At 40.8% G+C, this 19,897-nt stretch carries 23 protein-coding genes; 19 read left to right on the top strand and 4 right to left on the bottom strand.

The features are described from left to right. Window positions 1-18 precede the first annotated feature (18 nt). The gene (gene mciZ / locus A361_RS29515) at window positions 19-153 is read right to left on the bottom strand and encodes a Z-ring formation inhibitor MciZ (protein ID WP_019380336.1); all 135 of its coding nucleotides are present in this window, start codon (window positions 151-153) and stop codon (window positions 19-21) included. Window positions 154-231: 78 nt separating this feature from the next. On the opposite strand from mciZ, the gene A361_RS19880 reads away from it, so the two are divergent. Both A361_RS19880 and A361_RS19875 read left to right on the top strand, forming a co-directional pair. Further along, on the top strand, window positions 232-783 hold the full coding sequence (locus A361_RS19880) for an NUDIX hydrolase (protein ID WP_009332836.1): 552 nt from the start codon (window positions 232-234) through the stop codon (window positions 781-783). 1 nt (window position 784) lies between these two features. Then, entirely contained in the window at window positions 785-1,951 is a 1,167-nt protein-coding gene (locus tag A361_RS19875) for an endonuclease Q family protein (RefSeq protein ID WP_009332835.1), read from the top strand. Between the two features lie 15 nt (window positions 1,952-1,966). Here the strand turns inward: A361_RS19875 and A361_RS19870 are convergent, their stop codons facing one another. Next, a complete protein-coding gene (locus A361_RS19870) occupies window positions 1,967-2,542 on the bottom strand; it encodes a GNAT family N-acetyltransferase (RefSeq protein ID WP_009332834.1) in 576 nt (191 codons plus the stop codon). 169 nt (window positions 2,543-2,711) lie between these two features. On the opposite strand from A361_RS19870, the gene spoIIM reads away from it, so the two are divergent. The 16 genes from spoIIM to lysA all read left to right on the top strand — a co-directional run bounded on the left by spoIIM (window position 2,712) and on the right by lysA (window position 17,540). Beyond that, a complete protein-coding gene (gene spoIIM, locus A361_RS19865) occupies window positions 2,712-3,356 on the top strand; it encodes a stage II sporulation protein M (protein WP_009332833.1) in 645 nt (214 codons plus the stop codon). A 235-nt stretch (window positions 3,357-3,591) separates the two neighbouring features. Continuing rightward, the gene (locus A361_RS19860) at window positions 3,592-4,065 is read left to right on the top strand and encodes a Fur family transcriptional regulator (RefSeq protein WP_009332832.1); all 474 of its coding nucleotides are present in this window, start codon (window positions 3,592-3,594) and stop codon (window positions 4,063-4,065) included. A gap of 484 nt (window positions 4,066-4,549) precedes the next feature. After that, window positions 4,550-4,777 carry a YqzK family protein gene (locus A361_RS19850; RefSeq protein ID WP_009332831.1) on the top strand — a complete coding sequence of 76 codons (228 nt, stop codon included), beginning with the start codon at window positions 4,550-4,552 and terminating at the stop codon, window positions 4,775-4,777. 9 nt (window positions 4,778-4,786) lie between these two features. Then, a complete protein-coding gene (gene xerD / locus A361_RS19845; protein WP_009332830.1) occupies window positions 4,787-5,680 on the top strand; it encodes a site-specific tyrosine recombinase XerD in 894 nt (297 codons plus the stop codon). A gap of 321 nt (window positions 5,681-6,001) precedes the next feature. Next, the gene (gene deoB, locus A361_RS19840; protein ID WP_019380338.1) at window positions 6,002-7,186 is read left to right on the top strand and encodes a phosphopentomutase; all 1,185 of its coding nucleotides are present in this window, start codon (window positions 6,002-6,004) and stop codon (window positions 7,184-7,186) included. Window positions 7,187-7,216: 30 nt separating this feature from the next. After that, window positions 7,217-8,038, top strand: coding sequence for a purine-nucleoside phosphorylase (locus A361_RS19835; RefSeq protein WP_019380339.1), 822 nt, complete (start codon window positions 7,217-7,219; stop codon window positions 8,036-8,038). A 228-nt stretch (window positions 8,039-8,266) separates the two neighbouring features. Next, entirely contained in the window at window positions 8,267-9,571 is a 1,305-nt protein-coding gene (locus A361_RS19830; RefSeq protein ID WP_019380340.1) for a pyrimidine-nucleoside phosphorylase, read from the top strand. A gap of 147 nt (window positions 9,572-9,718) precedes the next feature. Further along, entirely contained in the window at window positions 9,719-10,882 is a 1,164-nt protein-coding gene (locus tag A361_RS19825) for a D-alanyl-D-alanine carboxypeptidase family protein (protein ID WP_009332826.1), read from the top strand. A gap of 225 nt (window positions 10,883-11,107) precedes the next feature. Then, a complete protein-coding gene (gene spoIIAA / locus A361_RS19820; RefSeq protein WP_009332825.1) occupies window positions 11,108-11,458 on the top strand; it encodes an anti-sigma F factor antagonist in 351 nt (116 codons plus the stop codon). 3 nt (window positions 11,459-11,461) lie between these two features. Beyond that, window positions 11,462-11,902 carry an anti-sigma F factor gene (gene spoIIAB / locus A361_RS19815; protein ID WP_009332824.1) on the top strand — a complete coding sequence of 147 codons (441 nt, stop codon included), beginning with the start codon at window positions 11,462-11,464 and terminating at the stop codon, window positions 11,900-11,902. A gap of 12 nt (window positions 11,903-11,914) precedes the next feature. Next, window positions 11,915-12,673: an RNA polymerase sporulation sigma factor SigF gene (gene sigF / locus A361_RS19810; RefSeq protein WP_009332823.1), complete on the top strand. Its 759-nt coding sequence runs from the start codon at window positions 11,915-11,917 to the stop codon at window positions 12,671-12,673. Window positions 12,674-12,899: 226 nt separating this feature from the next. Then, window positions 12,900-13,520, top strand: coding sequence for a stage V sporulation protein AA (locus A361_RS19805; RefSeq protein ID WP_009332822.1), 621 nt, complete (start codon window positions 12,900-12,902; stop codon window positions 13,518-13,520). Beyond that, window positions 13,510-13,932: a stage V sporulation protein AB gene (locus A361_RS19800; RefSeq protein WP_026041596.1), complete on the top strand. Its 423-nt coding sequence runs from the start codon at window positions 13,510-13,512 to the stop codon at window positions 13,930-13,932. The genes A361_RS19805 and A361_RS19800 overlap by 11 nt, the downstream gene beginning before the upstream one ends. A gap of 56 nt (window positions 13,933-13,988) precedes the next feature. Continuing rightward, entirely contained in the window at window positions 13,989-14,579 is a 591-nt protein-coding gene (locus tag A361_RS19795) for a stage V sporulation protein AE (protein ID WP_019380344.1), read from the top strand. Continuing rightward, window positions 14,551-16,035: a spore germination protein gene (locus A361_RS19790; RefSeq protein WP_009332819.1), complete on the top strand. Its 1,485-nt coding sequence runs from the start codon at window positions 14,551-14,553 to the stop codon at window positions 16,033-16,035. Before A361_RS19795 ends, A361_RS19790 begins: the two co-directional genes overlap by 29 nt. Before the next feature lie 185 nt (window positions 16,036-16,220). Then, window positions 16,221-17,540, top strand: coding sequence for a diaminopimelate decarboxylase (gene lysA / locus A361_RS19785; protein ID WP_019380345.1), 1,320 nt, complete (start codon window positions 16,221-16,223; stop codon window positions 17,538-17,540). Between the two features lie 26 nt (window positions 17,541-17,566). Here lysA and A361_RS19780 read toward each other — a convergent pair whose 3' ends face one another. After that, window positions 17,567-18,436 carry a DUF1002 domain-containing protein gene (locus A361_RS19780; RefSeq protein WP_009332817.1) on the bottom strand — a complete coding sequence of 290 codons (870 nt, stop codon included), beginning with the start codon at window positions 18,434-18,436 and terminating at the stop codon, window positions 17,567-17,569. A 488-nt stretch (window positions 18,437-18,924) separates the two neighbouring features. Here A361_RS19780 and A361_RS19775 point away from each other — a divergent pair, with 488 nt between their 5' ends. Continuing rightward, window positions 18,925-19,299, top strand: coding sequence for a GNAT family N-acetyltransferase (locus A361_RS19775; RefSeq protein WP_019380347.1), 375 nt, complete (start codon window positions 18,925-18,927; stop codon window positions 19,297-19,299). Window positions 19,300-19,302: 3 nt separating this feature from the next. Here the strand turns inward: A361_RS19775 and A361_RS19770 are convergent, their stop codons facing one another. After that, window positions 19,303-19,824 (bottom strand): DUF309 domain-containing protein, encoded by a 522-nt coding sequence (locus tag A361_RS19770; RefSeq protein ID WP_019380348.1) that lies wholly within the window; start codon window positions 19,822-19,824, stop codon window positions 19,303-19,305. Window positions 19,825-19,897: the final 73 nt, after the last annotated feature.

The following is a 19,897-nucleotide window of genomic DNA, read 5'->3' as shown; positions in this document are numbered from 1 at the left end:
CTCAAATTTAGAGGCTTATCATTTTATATTGTTCTGAGATTCAACCCAGTCTTTTACAAGAACGTACTGCCTGCTGTATTGTTTTAATTTCTCACGGACTTCCCAGGCTTTTCCGGTCAGAATAATTCCCCTTTTGTGGACATACACCTTCATGCCATACTCCCCCTCATCAAGTATGATAAAATGTATGAGCAATCATTATCGGAATAGAACAGGAGTGACTTAAAAACAATGAGCCGCCTAGAAGAAAGAACGATTAATACGGAAAAAATCTTCACTGGTAAAGTCATTAGTCTGCAGGTGGAAGATGTTGAATTGCCGAATGGCAAAACATCGAAGCGGGAAATTATCAAACATCCCGGGGCAGTAGCTGTATTGGCTGTAACAGAAGATAATAAAATAGTGATGGTCGAACAATATAGAAAAGCGCTGGATAAGATTATTGCTGAAATCCCTGCCGGAAAGCTTGAAGCAGGAGAAGAGCCCAGAGTTTGTGCAGAAAGGGAACTTGAAGAAGAAACGGGGTACGGCTGCACGGAAATGGAATGGCTGATCTCATTCTACACTTCTCCTGGATTTGCCGATGAGCTGGTACATTTATATATAGCAAAGGGTCTTATGAAAAAAGAAAATGCCGCTTCGCCTGATGAGGATGAATTTGTGAATCTTATGGAAGTAACGCTTGATGAAGCAATTTCCCTGCTGAAGCAGCAAAGGATTTATGATGCGAAAACCGCTTATGCTATCCAATATCTGCAGCTGCAAGAGGCGCAGAAAAAATAGCATGAAGCGCTTTTTTACTGATCTCCATATCCATATTGGACGTACGTTTACGGGAAAGCCGGTTAAAATAACAGGCGCTAAATCCTTAACCTTCACAAATATCATCAGGCATGCCCGAAATGAAAAAGGGCTTGATATCATCGGCATTATTGATTGTCATTCTCCTGAAGTCATTCTTGAAATCGAGGATTTGGCTCAAAAAGGACTGGTAACTGAACATAGCGACGGGGGACTTCAGTATGGAGATTTAACGATTATACCTGGCTCAGAGCTTGAAATATATGATGAATTCTGTAAAGGCCCCATTCATGTTCTTTGCTTCTTTCCGACCCTTTCAGCTATGAAGGTTTTCTCAGCCTGGCTATCGGGACATTTAAAGAATATAACATTAAGCTCACAGAGAATTTATGCCTCAGGCAGAATTCTTCAGAAAAAAGTGAAGGAACTGGATGGGCTTTTTATACCTGCCCATGTTTTTACCCCATTTAAAAGTTTATTCGGGAAAGGGGTGGAACGGTCGCTGTCAGAAGTGTTTGATCCTGGCTTAATTGATGCAATAGAGCTGGGGCTCAGTGCAGATACTATGATGGCTGATCAAATAGCTGAACTACACAGATATACCTTTTTAACCAACTCAGATGCCCATTCACTAAAAAAAATTGCAAGAGAATATCAAATCCTTGAAATGGAGTCACCAACATTTGCTGGCCTGAAAAAGGCTTTGGCTGAAAAAGAAAAATGCAAGGTGAAAGCCAATTTCGGGCTCGATCCGCTGCTTGGAAAATACCATCAGACTGTTTGCTCTGAATGTTTTGCCCCATTTGATGGAGCAAAGGGCATATGCAGAAATTGCGGTAACCACAAATTTATCAAAGGCGTGGCTGACCGGATCTCTGAACTAAAATCATCTGGAGAATTGCTCGTTGAACGGCCTCCCTATATTCATCAAGTGCCGCTTGAGTTCATTCCAGGGTTAGGCCCGAAAATGCTGGAGAAGCTGCTGAATCATTTCGGCACTGAAATGGCCATTCTTCACGATGTTCCTTTATCAGAAATAAGCAAAGTAATCCCTGAGAAAACAGCCAGGCTTATTGAGAAAGCCCGAGGAGGAACATTAAACCTCAAGGCAGGGGGCGGGGGCAAGTACGGCAAAATTATGGATATCTAAAAAACATAGAGCCCATCAGGCTCTATGTTTTTTAGATACTTTAGCATAAATGCATGTATCCCTAAGCTCTTTTCCATCTGCGCTCAGACTGTCATTGATTAGTACCCCTTCAAGCGTGTATCCCAGCCTTTCGGGAATCCTTCGGCTGTTTATGTTTTTCGGATCACATCTAATTTCCACTCTGTTCGCTTGAAAATGCTCAAAGGCAAATTTCGTCAAACCTTCGGCAGCTTCAGTAATATATCCTTTTTTCTGAAACCTCGAATCTCCCCAATAACCTATTTCGAATTTGCGGACATCCCAATCAATACGATGCAGGCCAGTGGAGCCAATAAAGACATCGTCTTCTTTCCTATAAATATGGATACGGAAATCTTCCCTAAGGATAAACTTGGCATAAGATTTGCGGATGCCAGCTTCAGTTTCTTCCACTGATTGTTCATTCTGTGCAAAAGGAAGCCATTTTCTTAGCTCAGCAGCTGAAACTAATATAGCTTCATGCACTGTTTTCCCATCTCCGGGCAAGGCAGGTCTCATATATAGCCTTTCGGTTTCAATCCTCTCTGGAAACTCATTTAAAATCGAATCCATTTTCTCATTCCCCTCTATGACAATTTAAATAATTTTGAAAATTATAGCGGAAATAACTGAAGTATTCAAGACTTTTTTTCCATTGGGGAGTAACCAATTCTTTGTCATACAAATCTGGGACAGGCATAGAATTTAATATCCAATCTGTTTTGTTTTAGGAGGAAGAGCAATGAAGAAAAAAATGTACCAGAACGCTGCAGCAGCCCACTTTCGCGAACATTCCTCAATCTATTTATTTGTTGTTGTATTATTCCTGATGGGTGTCATTTTTGGGGCTATCGTTGTGAATAGCTTAAGCTTTACACAAAAGGAAGATTTATTTTATTATCTGTCGCAGTTTTTTGGCCAGGTATCAGATGGACATGTTGCAGCAGCAGATGAATTATTCAAACAGAGCTTTTTTCATAATACAAAATTTATAGGACTGATGTGGATTTTGGGAATCTCCATAATTGGACTGCCTGTCATTCTGATTCTTCTATTTATGAAAGGGATGGTGGTTGGCTTTACAGTTGGTTTTCTCGTTAACCAAATGGGATGGGAAGGGTTTTTGCTTTCCTTTGTATCGGTCCTTCCCCAGAATCTGATCATTATACCTATATTTATTCTCGCTGCAGCACTGGCTGTTTCTTTCTCTTTAAAAATGATAAGAAGACAATTTATGAAAAAAGTCGGTCAGCCCATGATGCCTCTTTTTGGAAGGTATATGGTTGCTTTTGCAGTAGCCATTCTGTTTCTAATTGCTGCAGCCGGAGTGGAGGCGTTTATCTCGCCTGTCTTAATGAAGTCTGTTGTCAACTCAATCCAATCCTAACATATGAATGAATGTAATGGCAGAGCTACCAGCTCTGTCTTTTGTTTGTGCAGGAAAAGGGATAGAAACAAAGAAGATAGGGTACATATAAAGAGGTTTAAATATGTTTTGAATCATATTATAATAATTATTATATGAAAGTAATTTTTATCTGTTATTTATAATTATTTTATTTTGAATGTGATCTCATTTCTGTTATAATGAGAATGTTAGTGGCGAGGGAGGGACTTTCGGTATGGAAAGCAGAATTGAAAGAATAAAAAAACAGTTGCATTCATCCAGCTATAAACTAACACCACAGCGAGAGGCAACAGTTCGCGTCCTGTTAGAACACGAAGAGGATCATTTAAGTGCGGAAGATGTCTACCTCCTAGTAAAAGAGAAATCGCCTGAGATAGGCTTGGCAACTGTATATAGAACACTTGAATTGCTGACTGAACTAAAAATTGTCGATAAAATTAACTTTGGTGATGGAGTTTCCCGTTATGACCTGCGTCAGGAAGGGGCAGCCCATTTTCACCACCATTTAGTCTGTATTGAGTGCGGAGCTGTTGATGAAATTCAGGAAGATTTGCTTGAAGACGTAGAGGAAGTGGTTGAACGCCGCTGGAACTTTAAAATAAAGGATCACCGCCTTACGTTTCATGGCATCTGCTACCGCTGCCAGGATAAACAGACAGACAACGAAACCGAAACAGAAGAAAACTAATATTTATTGACAAAGCTTATTCTTACATTAGAATGGGCTTTTTATTTTGATCTATTTTCACAAAGTTTGCTGTTTTCGAATGGATAAAAATATTTTTTACCGCAAAGTTGATCTTCGCTGTGGGCACTTGATCCTCGAAAATGCTATCGCATTTCCTTCGTGCGGTGTTCATTCAAGGAGGTTTATTCAATGTTCTGCGGGAGGAGAGGGAAGGGAGAGACGCGAAGCCGAGGAGGCTCTCATTCCTCCCCGCGGGAAAGCTGGAGTGCCCCGTGCTGAAATCAACGGGCTTCTTTCAGAAAAACAACAATCCATAAGAGCCTGGTTATAAAAGTAAATCCCCAATAACAAACAAAAAGGAAGAGTGCCCTGAAGAAACGCCAATTATGCAGATTCAGGTATAATTCTTGTCCAAAATGGCATACCTTTTAATAATAGAAAGCATTTGAATCTTTGCTTATTAAAAGTGATGGAGGACCAAACAATGAAATCCTGGCTGAGTATGGCTTTTCAGACCATTAAAGTGTTTGTCATTTTTACTGGATGCACAATCCTTTTTTATTATGGTATTATGTGGTTAAACGAAGAATACCAGGATTATCACCGCTATGACGAACCACAGGGAGCGGCTGTTAAGGTGTCGGCGAGCGGTACAGATGAAGATAGGAGCTTGCTGGACCGGTTAATTCTTTTCTATTTAAATGGGGAGTAATGCAATCATATGGATGATCAGTTAAGGGACTTTATTCATTATTTACTTGTAGAAAAAGGCCTGGCCAAAAATACAATTGTATCTTATGAAAGAGATTTGAAAAGTTATCTGAAATATCTCAAGTCTGAAGAGAAGATTTCAAGCCTTGAGAGTGTGCAGCGGACACAGATTGTCCAATTTCTCGGCTTTTTAAAAAAACAGGGCAAATCCTCAAAAACCTTGGCCCGGCATATAGCCTCCATAAGGGCCTTTCACCAATTTCTGCTCCGCGAAAAAGCAGTTGGCCATGACCCTTCGGTCCATATAGAAACACCGCAAATGGAACGTTCGCTTCCAAAAGTATTAAATATGCAGGAAGTGGAAACTTTATTGGATTTTCCAGAGATAAAGGATCACTTTGGTTTGCGCGATAAAGCCATGCTTGAACTTTTATATGCTACAGGCATTCGCGTAAGTGAGCTGATTGGCCTGAACATAGGTGATGTCCATTTAACGATGGGCTTTGTAAGATGTATAGGCAAAGGAAACAAGGAGCGGATTGTGCCTATTGGCAAAACAGCCTCAGAAGCGCTGGAAAAATATTTAAATGAAGGAAGAGGAAAGTTTGCTCCAAAAAAGCATAAAGATGAAGCGTTATTTTTAAATCATCACGGCAAACGTCTTTCAAGACAGGGATTTTGGAAAATATTGAAGCGGCTGGCTCAGGAGGCAGGGATCGAGAAGGAACTTACTCCGCATACGCTGAGGCATTCATTTGCTACTCATCTGCTTGAAAATGGTGCGGATTTGCGGGCAGTCCAGGAAATGCTTGGACATGCCGATATTTCCACCACGCAAATTTATACGCATGTAACCAAAACTCGCCTTAAAGATGTGTACAGCCAATATCATCCCCGTGCTTAAACCATTAATTAACTAAGTAAATATAAATGTCATAAAGCTGCCATGAAAAATAGGCAGCTTTTTCTTGTCTTTTTACCTGTTTATTATGTAAAATATAGATGTCAGACTTCTGACGAATGAAAGGGCTATCTATATATTTATTTAACTGAAAGAATTACCTTTTTTACTGTCCAGGTCCATCGCCTGCCTCCTTGAGGTGTGTGGGCAGACAAGGCGTTCCGCTTTTCTTTCAGCAAGAGAATCAGTGTTAAATAAACCTAAAAAGGGTACTATACGAATATGATTTTTGTAACCGTATTCAAATAATTAGGAGGTTTACATATGTCTGCATATACATATAAGCGCGTTTTTTTAATCGTCATGGACTCAGTAGGAATTGGAGAAGCGCCTGATGCCGATAAGTTCGGTGATAAAGGCGCTGATACGATTGGCCACATTGCAGAAAAAATGAATGGCCTGAAGATGCCGAATATGGGCAAACTCGGGCTTAGTAATATCAATGAAATCAAAGGAATCGAAAAAGCAGAGAAGCCAATGGCATTTTACACTAAAATGCAGGAAGCATCTAACGGAAAAGACACAATGACTGGACATTGGGAGATCATGGGCTTGAATATCCAAACCCCCTTTCGGGTATTTCCAGACGGGTTCCCGCAGGAATTGATTTCTGAACTTGAAGCCCGTACCGGGAGAAAAATAATCGGCAATAAACCGGCGAGCGGAACGGAAATTCTAGTTGAACTCGGGGAAGAGCATATGAAAACCGGCGCTTTGATTGTTTATACATCAGCCGATTCAGTACTGCAGATCGCGGCACATGAAGATATAATACCAATCGAAGAACAGTATGAAATCTGTAAGATTGCACGCGAACTGACGCTGGATGAAAAATATATGGTCGGCAGAGTGATTGCCAGACCATTCATTGGCGAGCCGGGAAATTTCCAAAGAACATCCAATAGACATGATTATGCGTTAAAGCCTTTTGACCGCACGGTAATGAACGAAATGGCAGACATTGGCCTCGATGTATTGGCAATCGGCAAAATTTCCGACATTTTTGATGGCGAAGGGGTAACGGAAGCCATTCGTACAACTTCAAATATGGACGGAATGGATAAGCTGATTGAAACATTTGAAAAAGAGTTTACGGGGCTGAGCTTTTTGAATCTTGTTGACTTTGATGCATTATTTGGGCATAGACGTGATCCGGTAGGCTATGGAAAAGCACTTGAAGAATTTGATGAGCGCCTGCCTGAAGTATTTGAAAAAATGCAGGACGGCGACCTATTAATGATCACTGCGGACCATGGTAATGACCCGGTCCACCATGGCACAGATCATACACGTGAATATGTTCCTCTTCTTGTTTACTCAAAAGACATGGAGGAAGGGCAAGAGCTTCCAATTAGCGAAACCTTTGCAGATATTGGAGCAACAATTGCTGATAACTTTAATGTAAAGATGCCGGCTTTTGGCAAAAGCTTTTTAAATCAATTGAAATAACGAATAAAAAAGCAGATGAGGAGAATGACGATGAATTATAGCAAAATTCAAAATGCGGCTGAATTTCTTAAAAATAAGTATACTGGACAGCCAAAGATTGGGCTGATATTAGGGTCAGGACTTGGAGTGCTGGCAGACGAAATTGAAGAACCGGTTAAAATCCCTTATAACGAAATCCCTGATTTTCCTGTATCAACAGTAGAGGGCCATGCAGGACAACTGGTATTCGGACGTTTGAACGGCATTGAAGTGGTTGCTATGCAAGGCCGTTTCCATTATTACGAAGGATACTCATTTGATAAAGTAACCTTTCCGGTAAGAGTTATGAACGAAATGGGTGTTGAGAAGCTTATTGTTACGAATGCAGCAGGCGGAGTGAATGAAGCCTATTCACCTGGTGATCTCATGCTTATTTCAGACCATATCAACAATATGGGCAGCAATCCGCTTATTGGTCCCAATGATTCCCGCATGGGTCCGCGTTTTCCGGATATGTCAGAAGCATATTCCAAAGAATTGAGAAAGCTTGCCAGAGATATAGCCGATAAGCTAGACCTGAAGATTCAGGAAGGAGTTTATGTCGGCAATACAGGGCCAACTTATGAAACACCTGCAGAAATTCGCATGCTGAGAACAATGGGCGGAGATGCAGTCGGCATGTCAACTGTTCCAGAAGTCATTGTGGCACAGCATTCAGGAATGAATGTTCTTGGAATCTCCTGTATCTCAAATATGGCTGCAGGTATCCTGGATCAGCCGCTGAACCACGAAGAAGTAATCGAAACAACTGAGAAAGTCAAAGCCGATTTCCTTCGTTATGTGAAAGCAATTGTTAAGGAACTTGGTGTATAAGATTTTTTAAGGCATGTTGATTCTGAGGCTATGCGGCTAACTTAGTTTAATTACTAAGTTGGTTGGAGCGGAGGGCACTTGACTCCTGCTCAGAGGAGGCTCTCGTTCCTCCCTGCGGGAAGCAAGTGTCCCGTGCTGAAATCAACGGGCTGCTTATTGAACAAAAACAACAATCCGATTAGATTAGAGCCATAAGAAAAGAATAAATGAAAGCAGTGGTGTTTGATGATGAGAATGGTGGATCTTATTGAAAAGAAAAGGGATGGACTTGAGTTAACAACAGAAGAAATTCAGTTTGTCATTAAAGGATATACAGACGGATCAATCCCGGATTATCAGGTAAGTGCTTTAACAATGGCTATCTTTTTCCAGGGAATGACAGAGAGCGAAAGAGCCGACTTGACTATGGCGATGGTAGAATCCGGTGATCAAATCGACTTATCGAAAATAGAAGGCATTAAAGTAGATAAACATTCAACTGGCGGTGTTGGCGATACAACAACACTGGTCCTGGGGCCGCTTGTAGCGGCAGTGGGTGTTCCGGTTGCGAAGATGTCAGGCAGGGGACTCGGACATACAGGCGGAACAATCGACAAACTTGAGTCTGTAGTAGGTTTCCATGTGGAAATTGAAAATGATGAATTTATAAAGCTTGTTAATCAAAATAAAATTGCAGTAATTGGACAGAGCGGAAACTTAACACCAGCTGACAAAAAGTTGTATGCACTGCGCGATGTTACAGCTACAGTCGACAGCATTCCTCTAATTGCAAGTTCGATTATGAGCAAGAAAATCGCTGCAGGTGCTGACGCCATTGTCCTTGATGTTAAAACAGGCGCTGGCGCATTTATGAAGACACTTGATGATTCACGTGAATTAGCGAAAGCGATGGTTCGAATCGGAAATAATGTTGGCAGAAACACAATGGCAGTTATCTCCGATATGAGCCAGCCGCTGGGCTATGCAATTGGAAATGCCCTTGAAGTAAAAGAAGCGATCGATACATTAAAAGGCGAAGGTCCTGAAGATTTGACAGAACTTTGCCTGACCTTGGGCAGCCATATGGTTTTCTTGGCGAAAAAAGCGAATTCATTGAAGGAAGCGCGTGAGAAGCTTGAAAATGTTATTAAAGACGGTTCCGCTTTAGACACATTCAAAGTATTCTTAAGCTCTCAGGGCGGAGATGCTTCCGTTGTTGATGATCCGCAAAAATTGCCTCAGGCAAAATATACATTTGAATTAGAAGCTAAGCAGGATGGCTATGTTTCTGAGATTGCAGCGGATGAAATCGGAACAGCAGCCATGCTTTTAGGAGCAGGAAGAGCAACCAAGGAATCCGAAATCGATCTTGCTGTCGGCCTTATGTTAAGAAAGAAAATCGGCGACCAGGTACAGAAGGGCGAATCTCTCGTAACCATCTACAGCAACTTCGAAAATGTAGAAGAAGTAAGAAATATGCTTTATGAAAACATTGCTATGTCGACTGAAAAAGTACCGGCTCCAGTATTGATTCATGAAGAAATAACTGAATAATATAGCAGCAAAAAGCCGCCAGGACTTCATGTCTGGCGGCTTTTTTGTGGAGCTGTTTCTCTTATTTTCTTTTTAGTCAGCCAGAACTTGTATAAATTTTCTTTGAATGGAAAAAATGGAGGCTATAAAGAATGGAGGTATTGTGTGATGAAACGACTCGTCTCATTGATGTTAATAACATTATTAATGGCAACAATCTTTGTTCCTTCAGGATTTGCAAGAGAAAGCAGTGCAGATTTAGCGGATAATGTGAAATCCGCAATTCTTATCGAACGTGATACCGGATCGATATTGTATGAAAAAAATAGCGGTGAACAGCTGCCGCCTGCGAGTATGACTAAAGTAATGACAATGCTTCTAATCATGGAAGCTATAGATGAAGGAAAGCTGTCATGGGATGAGAAAATCCGGACAAGCGAGTATGCGGCATCAATGGGCGGCTCGCAAATTTTCCTTGAGCCAGGTGAAGAAATGACCACAAAGCAAATGCTGCAGGGAATCGCTATTGGTTCAGGAAATGATGCGTCCGTTGCAATGGCTGAGAGAATTGCCGGTTCAGAAGAAGCTTTCGTTGAAATGATGAATAATAAGGCAAAGGAATTAGGCCTTAAGAACACTAATTTCCAAAACCCTACAGGCCTGTCAGCTAAAGAACATTACAGTACTGCACATGATATGGCAATAATGGCAAAAGAGCTCCTTAAATATGAAAAGATAACAGATTTTACTGGAACCTATGAAGCCTATCTTCGTGAAGACACAGATAAAAAATTCTGGCTTGTCAATACAAATCGCCTTGTGCGATTTTATCCAGGAGTTGATGGGCTTAAAACAGGTTTCACATCTGAAGCAAAATACTGCTTGACAGCAACTGCCGAGAAAGATGGCATGCGGGTAATAGCAGTTGTATTTGGCGCACCGACTTCCAAAGAACGCAATGCCCAAGTGACTAAAATGCTCGACTATGCATTTAGCCAATATAAGACACATCCAATGTATGAAAGAAATCATGTCCTTGGCAAAGTTGCAGTAAGCAAAGGGGAGAAGAAAATGGTTGAAGCCCTGACAAGCGAACCGATTTCCCTATTAACTAAAAAAGGTGAAAGCATTGAGGAAATTGAACAAAAAGTTACATTAAATAAAAATATTAAAGCACCTGTCCAAAAGGGCGATCAAATCGGGACACTAACCTTGAAAAAGAATGGAAAAGTTTTAGTTGAAAGCCCTCTGGTTGCTAAAGAAGATAGTATGGAAGCATCATGGTGGACCTTGTTTAAGAGATCTATGGGATTATTTTCAAAAGCTGAATAAATAACCATTCATTTTTGTCGAAAAGAATCTTTATGTTAATTATTTTTAGCGAAAATGCACTAGTTTTGTCTCCAGGAAGGAAATGAAACATCATGCATCGAAATTGACTCACTATAAGGGCGGATACCGGAATTTTTTGATATTCCGGCTTATCCTATCCGGAGAAAGAGCATGGAGTATTAGCGGCTTTTTCAGTTGCGGGTACCAGATAAGGAGGCTAAGATAGTGAGTCTTAACATTAATTTGGAAGTGAAGCATGATGTCTTATGTATTCGTTTAAGCGGGGAGCTGGACCACCATTCGGCAGATGAGCTGCGTGAACAGGCAACAAGGGCGATTGAAGAGCATGACATCCATCACATTATTTTAAACCTTGAGCAGCTTTCTTTTATGGATAGTTCAGGGTTGGGAGTTATTTTGGGCAGATACAAACAAATCAAACAAAAGCATGGTGAAATGGTTGTTTGTGCCATTTCTCCAGCGGTGCAGAGACTATTTGATATGTCGGGTTTATTTAAGATTATCCGTTTAGAACCGACAGAAGAAAACGCACTGCAAAGATTGGGGGTTGCCTGAAATATGAAAAATGTGATGAACCTCGAATTCAGCGCACTTAGCCAAAATGAATCATTCGCTCGTGTCACTGTTGCTGCTTTTATTGCTCAGCTTGATCCGACAATGGATGAACTGACAGAAATTAAAACTGTCGTTTCCGAAGCTGTAACCAACTCCATTATTCACGGATATGAAAATGATCCTAATGGGATTGTCTATATTTCTGTCCTGATTGAAGATGGATTCATTGATTTGACCATTAAGGATAAAGGCCTTGGAATTATGGATGTGGAGGAGGCACGTCAGCCGTTATTTACAACAAAGCCTGAACTGGAAAGATCAGGTATGGGCTTTACCATCATGGAAAATTTCATGGACGAAATCGAAATCAAATCGCAGCCGGGGATAGGCACAGAGATCCGATTAAGGAAGCATTTATCAAATAGTAAAATGCTATGCAATTAAGGGAGTCTTGCTATGGATGTGGAGGTTAAAGCAGAGAAGGGCCAAACCTATTTAAAGGACAATGAAGTCAAGGAGCTTATAAAGCAAAGCCAAAGCGGAGATCAGGGTGCGAGAGACAAAATTGTTCAAAAAAATATGCGTCTTGTCTGGTCTGTCGTCCAGAGATTCTTGAATAGAGGATATGAACCGGATGACCTTTTCCAAATTGGCTGTATTGGCTTGTTGAAATCGGTTGATAAATTTGATCTCAGTTATGATGTGAAGTTTTCAACCTATGCGGTTCCAATGATTATCGGAGAAATCCAAAGATTCATCCGCGATGATGGAACGGTGAAGGTAAGCCGTTCATTGAAGGAAATGGGCAATAAAATCAGGAAGGCCAAAGATGAGCTATCAAAAACGCTTGGCCGCATCCCAACAGTTACAGAGCTTTCCGAGTTTCTGGAAATCTCTCCGGAAGATATTATCCTAGCCCAGGAAGCAAGCCGGATACCTTCATCAATACATGAAACAGTTTATGAAAATGATGGAGATCCCATAACGCTGCTCGATCAGATAGATGATGGCAATGAAGGGAAATGGTTTGATAAAATAGCTCTAAAAGAAGCGATCCGCGAATTGGATGAGCGGGAAAGACTGATAGTTTATTTGCGCTATTATAAAGATCAGACTCAATCTGAAGTGGCAGCAAGGCTTGGTATTTCCCAGGTTCAGGTATCGCGTCTTGAAAAAAAGATACTCCAGCAAATGAAAGATCGAATGGATATATAAATCCATCCGGTCTTTTTTTTTATTTTCAAAATACCAAAGCATAAAGCTTTGGACATCGATAACTGTCTAGATCCCCCACTTCTGCTGCTTTTCTAAACAGCCAATTATTGGAGTTCATGAAGCTAATATATGTAACTCATACTAAATATAGACACAAAAGCGGAAACGCTCTAAATAGTCGTACCAAGTTTATAAAAAGGAAATCACTTTGTGGGAAGTGAGCGTTTTGGAGAAAACAGTTTATATTCGCTTGCGGCACCGTCTGCAAATACGGCCCAATCAGATAATACTGCTTAAAGATATTGCACAGGTCATTGCCGATGATGATATTTATGTAAAGCTTTGTGCACTTCCGCTATATAAAGTAAATGAGCATGACCAAAATATTGTGATAATTGACGTTATGAAGGTAATTCGTGCCATTACCCAATTATTTTCAAACCTGGAGGTCCAGTCGATTGGGCCGGCTCAATCGATAGTTGAGGTTGTTACAAAAAAGCAAAAAGTATCATTCCCTCTTTTCCTGCTGGTTTGGCTGCTTCTGTTTATTGGTGCCGCCCTGGCAATTATGAATTTTCATGAAGATGTGAGCATGCAGGCTGTACAGCTTAGAATTTACACTCTCATAACTGGGGAAGTGGACAGAAAGCCCCTCATTTTTCAAATTCCCTATTCCATAGGCCTGGGGCTCGGCATGATCATATTCTTTAATCATGTTTTTAAGAAGCGGCTTAATGAAGAGCCTAGCCCATTGGAAGTGGAAATGTTCAATTATCAGCTGGATCTTGATAATTATGTTGCATTGAAAGAAAACAAGGAGAGTATGAAGTATCTTGATGACCATTAATGTTGTCCTGGTAATGATCATTGGATTTGCGGGGGGGCTCGCTGTTGGTTCAGGGTTCGTTGCCTTTCTGGCTGTTTTAGGCATTATCCCGAGGCTGACCCAGCTGACCAAAACGATGAAAATGATCCATCATTATGAAGCTGCAGTTGTTATGGGTGCTTTGGTAGGTGCCCTGGCAACTTTATGGGATCCGGTGCTCCAGTTAACACCGCTGCTTTTAATCCCCCTGGGGCTCGCGTCGGGAATATTTATTGGAATGCTGGCAGCAGCTTTAACCGAAGTTTTGAATGTATTTCCAATCCTTGCGAAAAGAATCGGAGTGGATGGGAAAATTGCGATTTTATTAATGGCATTTGTATTTGGAAAGGTGTTCGGATCACTGTTTCAATGGATTTATTTTGTAAATAAATAAGCAATCGGCTGGGCATATTTAAAGAAAAAATGAGGATTCGGAAAGGAAAAGCCGCTATGGATGAACGGAGGCACGTCATTCTTATAACAGATGGAGACGATTTTGCAAGGAAGACAGTTGAACTTGTTGCTAAGGAAATCGGAGGAAGATGTTTGTCCTTGTCGCATGGAAACCCTTCAATCTTAACCGGTCAGCAAATCGTCAAGCTAATAAAAAAGGTTTCCCATGATCCTGTCCTGGTTATGTTTGATGACAGCGGGTTTATCGGGGAGGGAACTGGAGAGAATGCGCTGAAATATGTTGCGTGCCATAAGGATATCGATGTTCTGGGAATCATAGCAGTTGCCTCAAAAACAAGACAGGCCGAATGGACAAAAGTAGATGTGTGTATTGATAATAATGGCGAATTAACCCCCTACGGAGTTGATAAGTTTGGAGTTCCCGAGATGGAAATAGGCAGAATCAATGGTGATACCGTTTATTGTCTGGATCAGCTGGATGTGCCGATAATCGTGGGAATTGGCGATATCGGGAAGATGTCCAAAAAAGATCATTATGATGCAGGATCACCGATTACTAAAAAGGCAGTAGAACTTGTATTGGAAAGGAGCGGCTATTATGGCACAAAGGAAGACGAAAGAAGATAAGACACCCATATTTGAATCCGTACATGAAATTGAAAAATATATGAAAAATAGAGTCGGCCTGGGAGAAAGCTTCGATCTGGGTGTCAGAAAGCTAACGATCTTAAGGAAGGATGTACATTTCTATTATATTAACGGATTAACGGATACGAATTATATCATTGCTATCATTGAGGGATTGGTTGGAATCAATGACAGTGAAAAACTTTCCGCTAACCTTTTTAAAATCATTGAAAACAGGCTGAGGCATCAATCAATTGAACACATTAAAACAATGGATGAGCTGGTCGATCAGGTGCTCTCAGGTCTAATTGTGGTTGTAGGCGAGGGAGAGGGAGAAGGGCTTGTCATCGATGTCAGAAGCTATCCCGGCAGAACCCCTCAGGAGCCGGATACTGAAAAAGTTGTCCGCGGATCAAGAGATGGCTATGTAGAAAATATTATAGTAAACACGGCCTTAACCCGCAGAAGAATTAGGGATGAGAGACTGCGATTTGAGATAATGCGCGTAGGTGAAAGGTCTAAAACGGATGTTGCCATTGGTTTCATTAAAGATGTGGCCAATCAGGATTTAGTTGATTTAATTAGAAAAGAAATAAAAGCCATTGAAATAGATGGCATTACCATGGCTGATAAAACAGTTGAAGAATTTATACTGAAACAGGGTTACAATCCCTTCCCGCTGGTACGGTATACGGAAAGGGCAGATGTGGCAGCAGCCCATTTGCTTGAAGGGCATGTTATTGTTTTTGTTGATACTTCACCAAGTGTGATTATAACACCTACTACTTATTTCCATCATTTACAGCATGCGGAAGAATACAGGCAATCGCCAGCTGTCGGCACATTTGTCCGCTGGATTCGCTTTTTAGGTCTCTTGGCTTCTGTTGTGCTTTTGCCGCTATGGTTCTTGTTTGTTTTGGAGCCTTCGCTTCTGCCTGAAAGGATCGCGTTTATCGGACCAAACGAAGAAACGAATGTGCCTGTCATAGCCCAGCTGTTTCTTGCAGACATCGGAATTGAGTTTCTAAGGATTGCAGCCATCCATACACCTACACCGCTTTCAACAGCTATGGGCTTAATAGCCGCTGTACTTATAGGCCAAATTGCCATAGATGTTGGCCTATTTGTTCCTGAAGTCATTTTATATGTATCACTTTCGGCAATTGGAACATATACGACACCAAGCTATGAACTGAGCATTGCCAATAAAATTCTGCGATTGTGTTTGCTTGTGGCAGTTGCCATTTTCCATACACCCGGCCTAGTCGTGGGACTCACACTAATCATTCTCCTGCTGGCAAGCATTAAATCTTTAAATACACCATATCTATGGCCATTTATTCCATTCAGCCCGGTGGCTTTAACCCAAATCCTGATTCGCCGTTCCATGCCCGGTTCAAAGATCAGGCCGAGTATTGTCCAGACTAAAAATCGTTATAAGCAGCCTGTTAAATAAGAAATACGCGTAATGCCGATTGCGGAAATACACGAAATATGGTAAAGTTTTTTTAATTAAATAAAGGATTAAAGGAAACAGAATAGACAGTCTCTTACGCAGCTGTCTTTTTCTTTCATAAACTGATTAATCACGGGGGCAGGGGAACCTGGCCTGGCTCCTGCGGAAAAGGAAGAGGGGGAACCATGTATTTTCACGGCACCATGAAGGTAAATGAAAAAGGGCATCTTGAAATTGGCGGTATGGACACAGTCGATCTTGCCGGTCAATTTGGAACACCTTTATACGTATATGATGTGGCATTAATAAGAGAACGGGCAAGGGGATTTAAGCAGACTTTCGATAAGCTTGGAATAAAAGCACAAGTGGCATATGCAAGCAAAGCTTTTTCTACAGTGGCCATGGTTCAGCTTGTTGATGAAGAAGGTCTTTCTTTGGATGTAGTTTCAGGCGGAGAGTTATACACGGCTCTTGCTGCAGATTTTCCACCTGAAAGAATTCATTTTCACGGGAATAATAAAAGCAGAGAAGAATTGAAAATGGCTCTTAAGAATCAGGTCGGCTGTATTGTTGTCGATAATTTTTATGAGCTGGAATTATTAGAGGAGATTTGCGAATCTCTTGCAGCCAGGACAAAAATCTTACTGAGGGTTACACCTGGAATTGAAGCCCATACCCATGATTATATCTTAACTGGCCAGGAAGATTCAAAATTTGGGTTTGACCTTCAGAATGGACAGGCGGAAACGGCTTTACAAAAAGCGCTGAATTCAAGCTGGATCGAAACACTTGGACTGCATTGTCATATCGGTTCTCAGATTTTCGATACAACAGGATTCATTTTGGCTGCCAAGAAAATTTTTGAAAAGATGGCAGAATGGAAAGAAAAGCATGCTTATGAACCTATAGTGCTTAACTTAGGCGGAGGTTTTGGAATCCGCTATACAGAAGATGATGATCCGATTCATGCATCTCAATATGTTGAAGAAATCATTGGGGAAGTTAAGAAACAGGCTGAACATTACTCAATGAAGATGCCGGAAATTTGGATTGAGCCGGGGCGCTCCCTTGTGGGAGATGCAGGGACAACTTTATACCAGACGGGATCACGCAAAGAGGTTCCAAATGTCAGAAATTATCTGGCTGTGGACGGCGGCATGAGTGACAATATCAGGCCGGCTCTTTATCAGGCTAAATATGAAGCGGTATTGGCAAACCGGGTATTGGATAAACCCGAAGAGACAGTATCAATTGCCGGTAAATGCTGTGAATCAGGCGATATGCTTATTTGGGATTTGCCTCTTCCAAAAGCAGGGGATCAAGACCTCTTGGCGGTTTTCTGCACCGGCGCATACGGCTATTCCATGGCAAACAACTATAACCGAATTCCAAGGCCGCCTGTCGTTTTTATTGAAAATGGAGAGGCAAAGCTGGTTGTTAAAAGAGAAACATACGAGGACATTTTAAGATTGGATTTGCCAATCAATGAAAAAATAAAAAATTAAGCTGCCCGTCAAGGCAGCTTAATTTTTTAAGAGAAGAAGGCTTTAACAGCGTCTATTACACTCACAAAAAAACGCTTTAAACTTTCTAAAAAACCTTGGCCTTCTTCACTTTCAAGGTATTTGGATATTTTGTCTTTTGCCTGGTTAAGCTGCTCGCCGACCTGATTCCAGTCGATATCAAGCTCTTTCAGCTTGTTGAACAAATCTATTAAACTTAAAATCTCCTGTTCAGTCAGAGTGATGCCGAGTTCCTTGGCGGCATTTTCGATAATAGTTCTTAGTTCTGCATCGGTTTCAGGTGAGTTTTTTGCAATTTCCTCTTTAATTTTGGCAATTAAAGCAGCAGCATTCTCGTTTCCGACCGAATCGCCAAGCTTAGCTGTTTCGACCATTTCTTCATTAGCCGCCTGTTTTACTTCTTCAGGGATTGTTTTTTCGGCCGAAATTTCATATGCCTTGATGATGCCTGTTAAGGCAGCTGTTCCGGAAACATTCGCAGGAGCTGTTATATAGATTTTCGCATCTTTTACACCTGCAGTAATCAAGGCATTAATATACATTTCATCAGTAACCCAGTTGATATTCTTTGTCTCAACTTCAAGTCCGGAGCCTTGTTTTGCTATTGTGACAGCTGAAGAAGATATCGCTCTCGTGCCTATTAAAGCTTTAGAGATATAATTGCCAAGATATTTATGTTCTTCTTCATTTGAAACAGTAATGATGGCCGCATCTTTCGGAGCTTTCATTTCAGCCAGAAGCATATTTTTTTGTTCTTCTGATAGATTCTCTCCTAGGGTGACAATTACGTCACCTTCTGCCATATCGGCAAATGCCTGTATCGGCATAATAAATAATAGCGAAATCATGAATAGCGCAAGCATTTTATTCCATTTCATGCGGTTTCCTCCCGAAGCAAAAATAGGTAAGCCATGTATGACAAGTCTGCCTTAATTATAATGGCTTCCTGTAAATAGACGATTCTTATGCGGAAAAGTTTCAATTCTTCTTTACCTGAAACATTAGCTCAAAATGCCTATTTCAGCAAGCAGAATGGAATTATCAAAAAGAATAGTGTAAAATGAATGATAGTTTGTGAGTCATAGGATTTATATAAATGGGGGCAGTAAGGAATCATGAAAAAAAGCAATTGGCTTCTTTTTATTTTATTGCTTGTCTTAAGTATCGGATGGGGACTGGTTTACTGGTTTTTTATAGTTTAGAGCCGTCTTGTATCAAAAAAGGCGCTAAGGCAATGGATTATACGGTTTTTATTCGAAAATAGCAACATTCAGCATGAATACATATACTGTTATGGTAAGTTTATAAATATTAAAAAGTGGGAAAAATAGTTATGATGTTTTTATTCAAATAATGAGGGATTAATATGCTAATTCGATATAAAAAATCATTTGAAAAAATTGCAATGGGTCTTTTATCTTTCATGCCTAATGAAAAAGACCTGAAAAGGCTGCAGCAGACGATGAAGCAATATGAATCAGAAGAAAATTGGCAGCTGTTTTTGTGGAAGGAAGACGAAGATATAATTGGGCTGGTTGGGGTTACATCAAGTGATCAGACCATGGAGATTCAGCATATCTCTGTTAACCCGTCACACCGGCATCAAGGGATAGGCAAAACAATGATAAAAGCATTGGATGAACTATACCCTGGCAAAACGTTAACTGCAACTGATGAAACGGAAGCTTTTTTGAACAAGTGTGATATCAATAATGAAAATAAAGAAAAAGGCAGCGAATAATTATTATTCCTGCCTTTTTTTCTGATTCAGGGCATCCAGTCTCTCTTTAATGACCATTGTTCTATCTCTTCTTTTATGGCGGTGAACAATTTCTTTATCCAGTAGAATGCTGTCAGAGCACCAGGCAAATCCCTTGGAGGAGCAAACATCCATGCATTTTTCCTTAAGCAAGTGGTCTGTTATTGGCAAATTAACGCTCGTGTACTTACCGCCTTTTTGTATCAGCTCGAGCCTGTCCTTAAGGTCTTTCATCAATTGATCTGCATTAAGTCCCAGTGCCGTCAAATCTGCAGGACTGCACTCCAATATGCCGATTCCTTTGCGGAGAGTACGTTCGGCACCATTATTATTTTCTCTGCGATGATGATAAAAAGAAACTGCCATGAGAATTAGCCCAACCCATGTAGAACTTTTATTGTTTCGATCTGTATTCTTCCAGTATTCCTCCAGTATTTCGTGACATTCAAAATAATCACGGTCACCATGAAAATGGACCATGAACTCGATATATGCATCAGGATACATACTTTCACTCCTTGACAATTCTTTCTTTATTTTAACATAGGAGAAGCGGTTATCAGAAAAATAAAAACCCGGC

Source organism: Cytobacillus oceanisediminis 2691 (assembly GCF_000294775.2).
GTDB classification, from domain to species: Bacteria; Bacillota; Bacilli; order Bacillales; family Cytobacillaceae; genus Cytobacillus; species Cytobacillus pseudoceanisediminis.
The sequence above is the reverse complement of the archived record's forward strand: the minus strand, read 5'-3'. Positions and strand labels throughout refer to the sequence as shown.

Coding starts and splice junctions, on each gene's coding strand:
- A361_RS19775 (WP_019380347.1), top strand. CDS start 18,925: ATGCTAATTCGATATAAAAAATCATTTGAAAAAATTGCAATGGGTCTT.
- A361_RS19870 (WP_009332834.1), bottom strand. CDS start 2,542: ATGGATTCGATTTTAAATGAGTTTCCAGAGAGGATTGAAACCGAAAGG.
- lysA (WP_019380345.1), top strand. CDS start 16,221: ATGTATTTTCACGGCACCATGAAGGTAAATGAAAAAGGGCATCTTGAA.
- A361_RS19860 (WP_009332832.1), top strand. CDS start 3,592: ATGGAAAGCAGAATTGAAAGAATAAAAAAACAGTTGCATTCATCCAGC.
- A361_RS19830 (WP_019380340.1), top strand. CDS start 8,267: ATGAGAATGGTGGATCTTATTGAAAAGAAAAGGGATGGACTTGAGTTA.
- A361_RS19880 (WP_009332836.1), top strand. CDS start 232: ATGAGCCGCCTAGAAGAAAGAACGATTAATACGGAAAAAATCTTCACT.
- A361_RS19790 (WP_009332819.1), top strand. CDS start 14,551: ATGGCACAAAGGAAGACGAAAGAAGATAAGACACCCATATTTGAATCC.
- A361_RS19795 (WP_019380344.1), top strand. CDS start 13,989: ATGGATGAACGGAGGCACGTCATTCTTATAACAGATGGAGACGATTTT.
- A361_RS19780 (WP_009332817.1), bottom strand. CDS start 18,436: ATGAAATGGAATAAAATGCTTGCGCTATTCATGATTTCGCTATTATTT.
- mciZ (WP_019380336.1), bottom strand. CDS start 153: ATGAAGGTGTATGTCCACAAAAGGGGAATTATTCTGACCGGAAAAGCC.
- sigF (WP_009332823.1), top strand. CDS start 11,915: ATGGATGTGGAGGTTAAAGCAGAGAAGGGCCAAACCTATTTAAAGGAC.
- A361_RS19875 (WP_009332835.1), top strand. CDS start 785: ATGAAGCGCTTTTTTACTGATCTCCATATCCATATTGGACGTACGTTT.
- A361_RS19835 (WP_019380339.1), top strand. CDS start 7,217: ATGAATTATAGCAAAATTCAAAATGCGGCTGAATTTCTTAAAAATAAG.
- A361_RS19825 (WP_009332826.1), top strand. CDS start 9,719: ATGAAACGACTCGTCTCATTGATGTTAATAACATTATTAATGGCAACA.
- deoB (WP_019380338.1), top strand. CDS start 6,002: ATGTCTGCATATACATATAAGCGCGTTTTTTTAATCGTCATGGACTCA.
- A361_RS19850 (WP_009332831.1), top strand. CDS start 4,550: ATGAAATCCTGGCTGAGTATGGCTTTTCAGACCATTAAAGTGTTTGTC.
- spoIIAB (WP_009332824.1), top strand. CDS start 11,462: ATGAAAAATGTGATGAACCTCGAATTCAGCGCACTTAGCCAAAATGAA.
- A361_RS19800 (WP_026041596.1), top strand. CDS start 13,510: ATGACCATTAATGTTGTCCTGGTAATGATCATTGGATTTGCGGGGGGG.
- xerD (WP_009332830.1), top strand. CDS start 4,787: ATGGATGATCAGTTAAGGGACTTTATTCATTATTTACTTGTAGAAAAA.
- A361_RS19770 (WP_019380348.1), bottom strand. CDS start 19,824: ATGTATCCTGATGCATATATCGAGTTCATGGTCCATTTTCATGGTGAC.
- spoIIM (WP_009332833.1), top strand. CDS start 2,712: ATGAAGAAAAAAATGTACCAGAACGCTGCAGCAGCCCACTTTCGCGAA.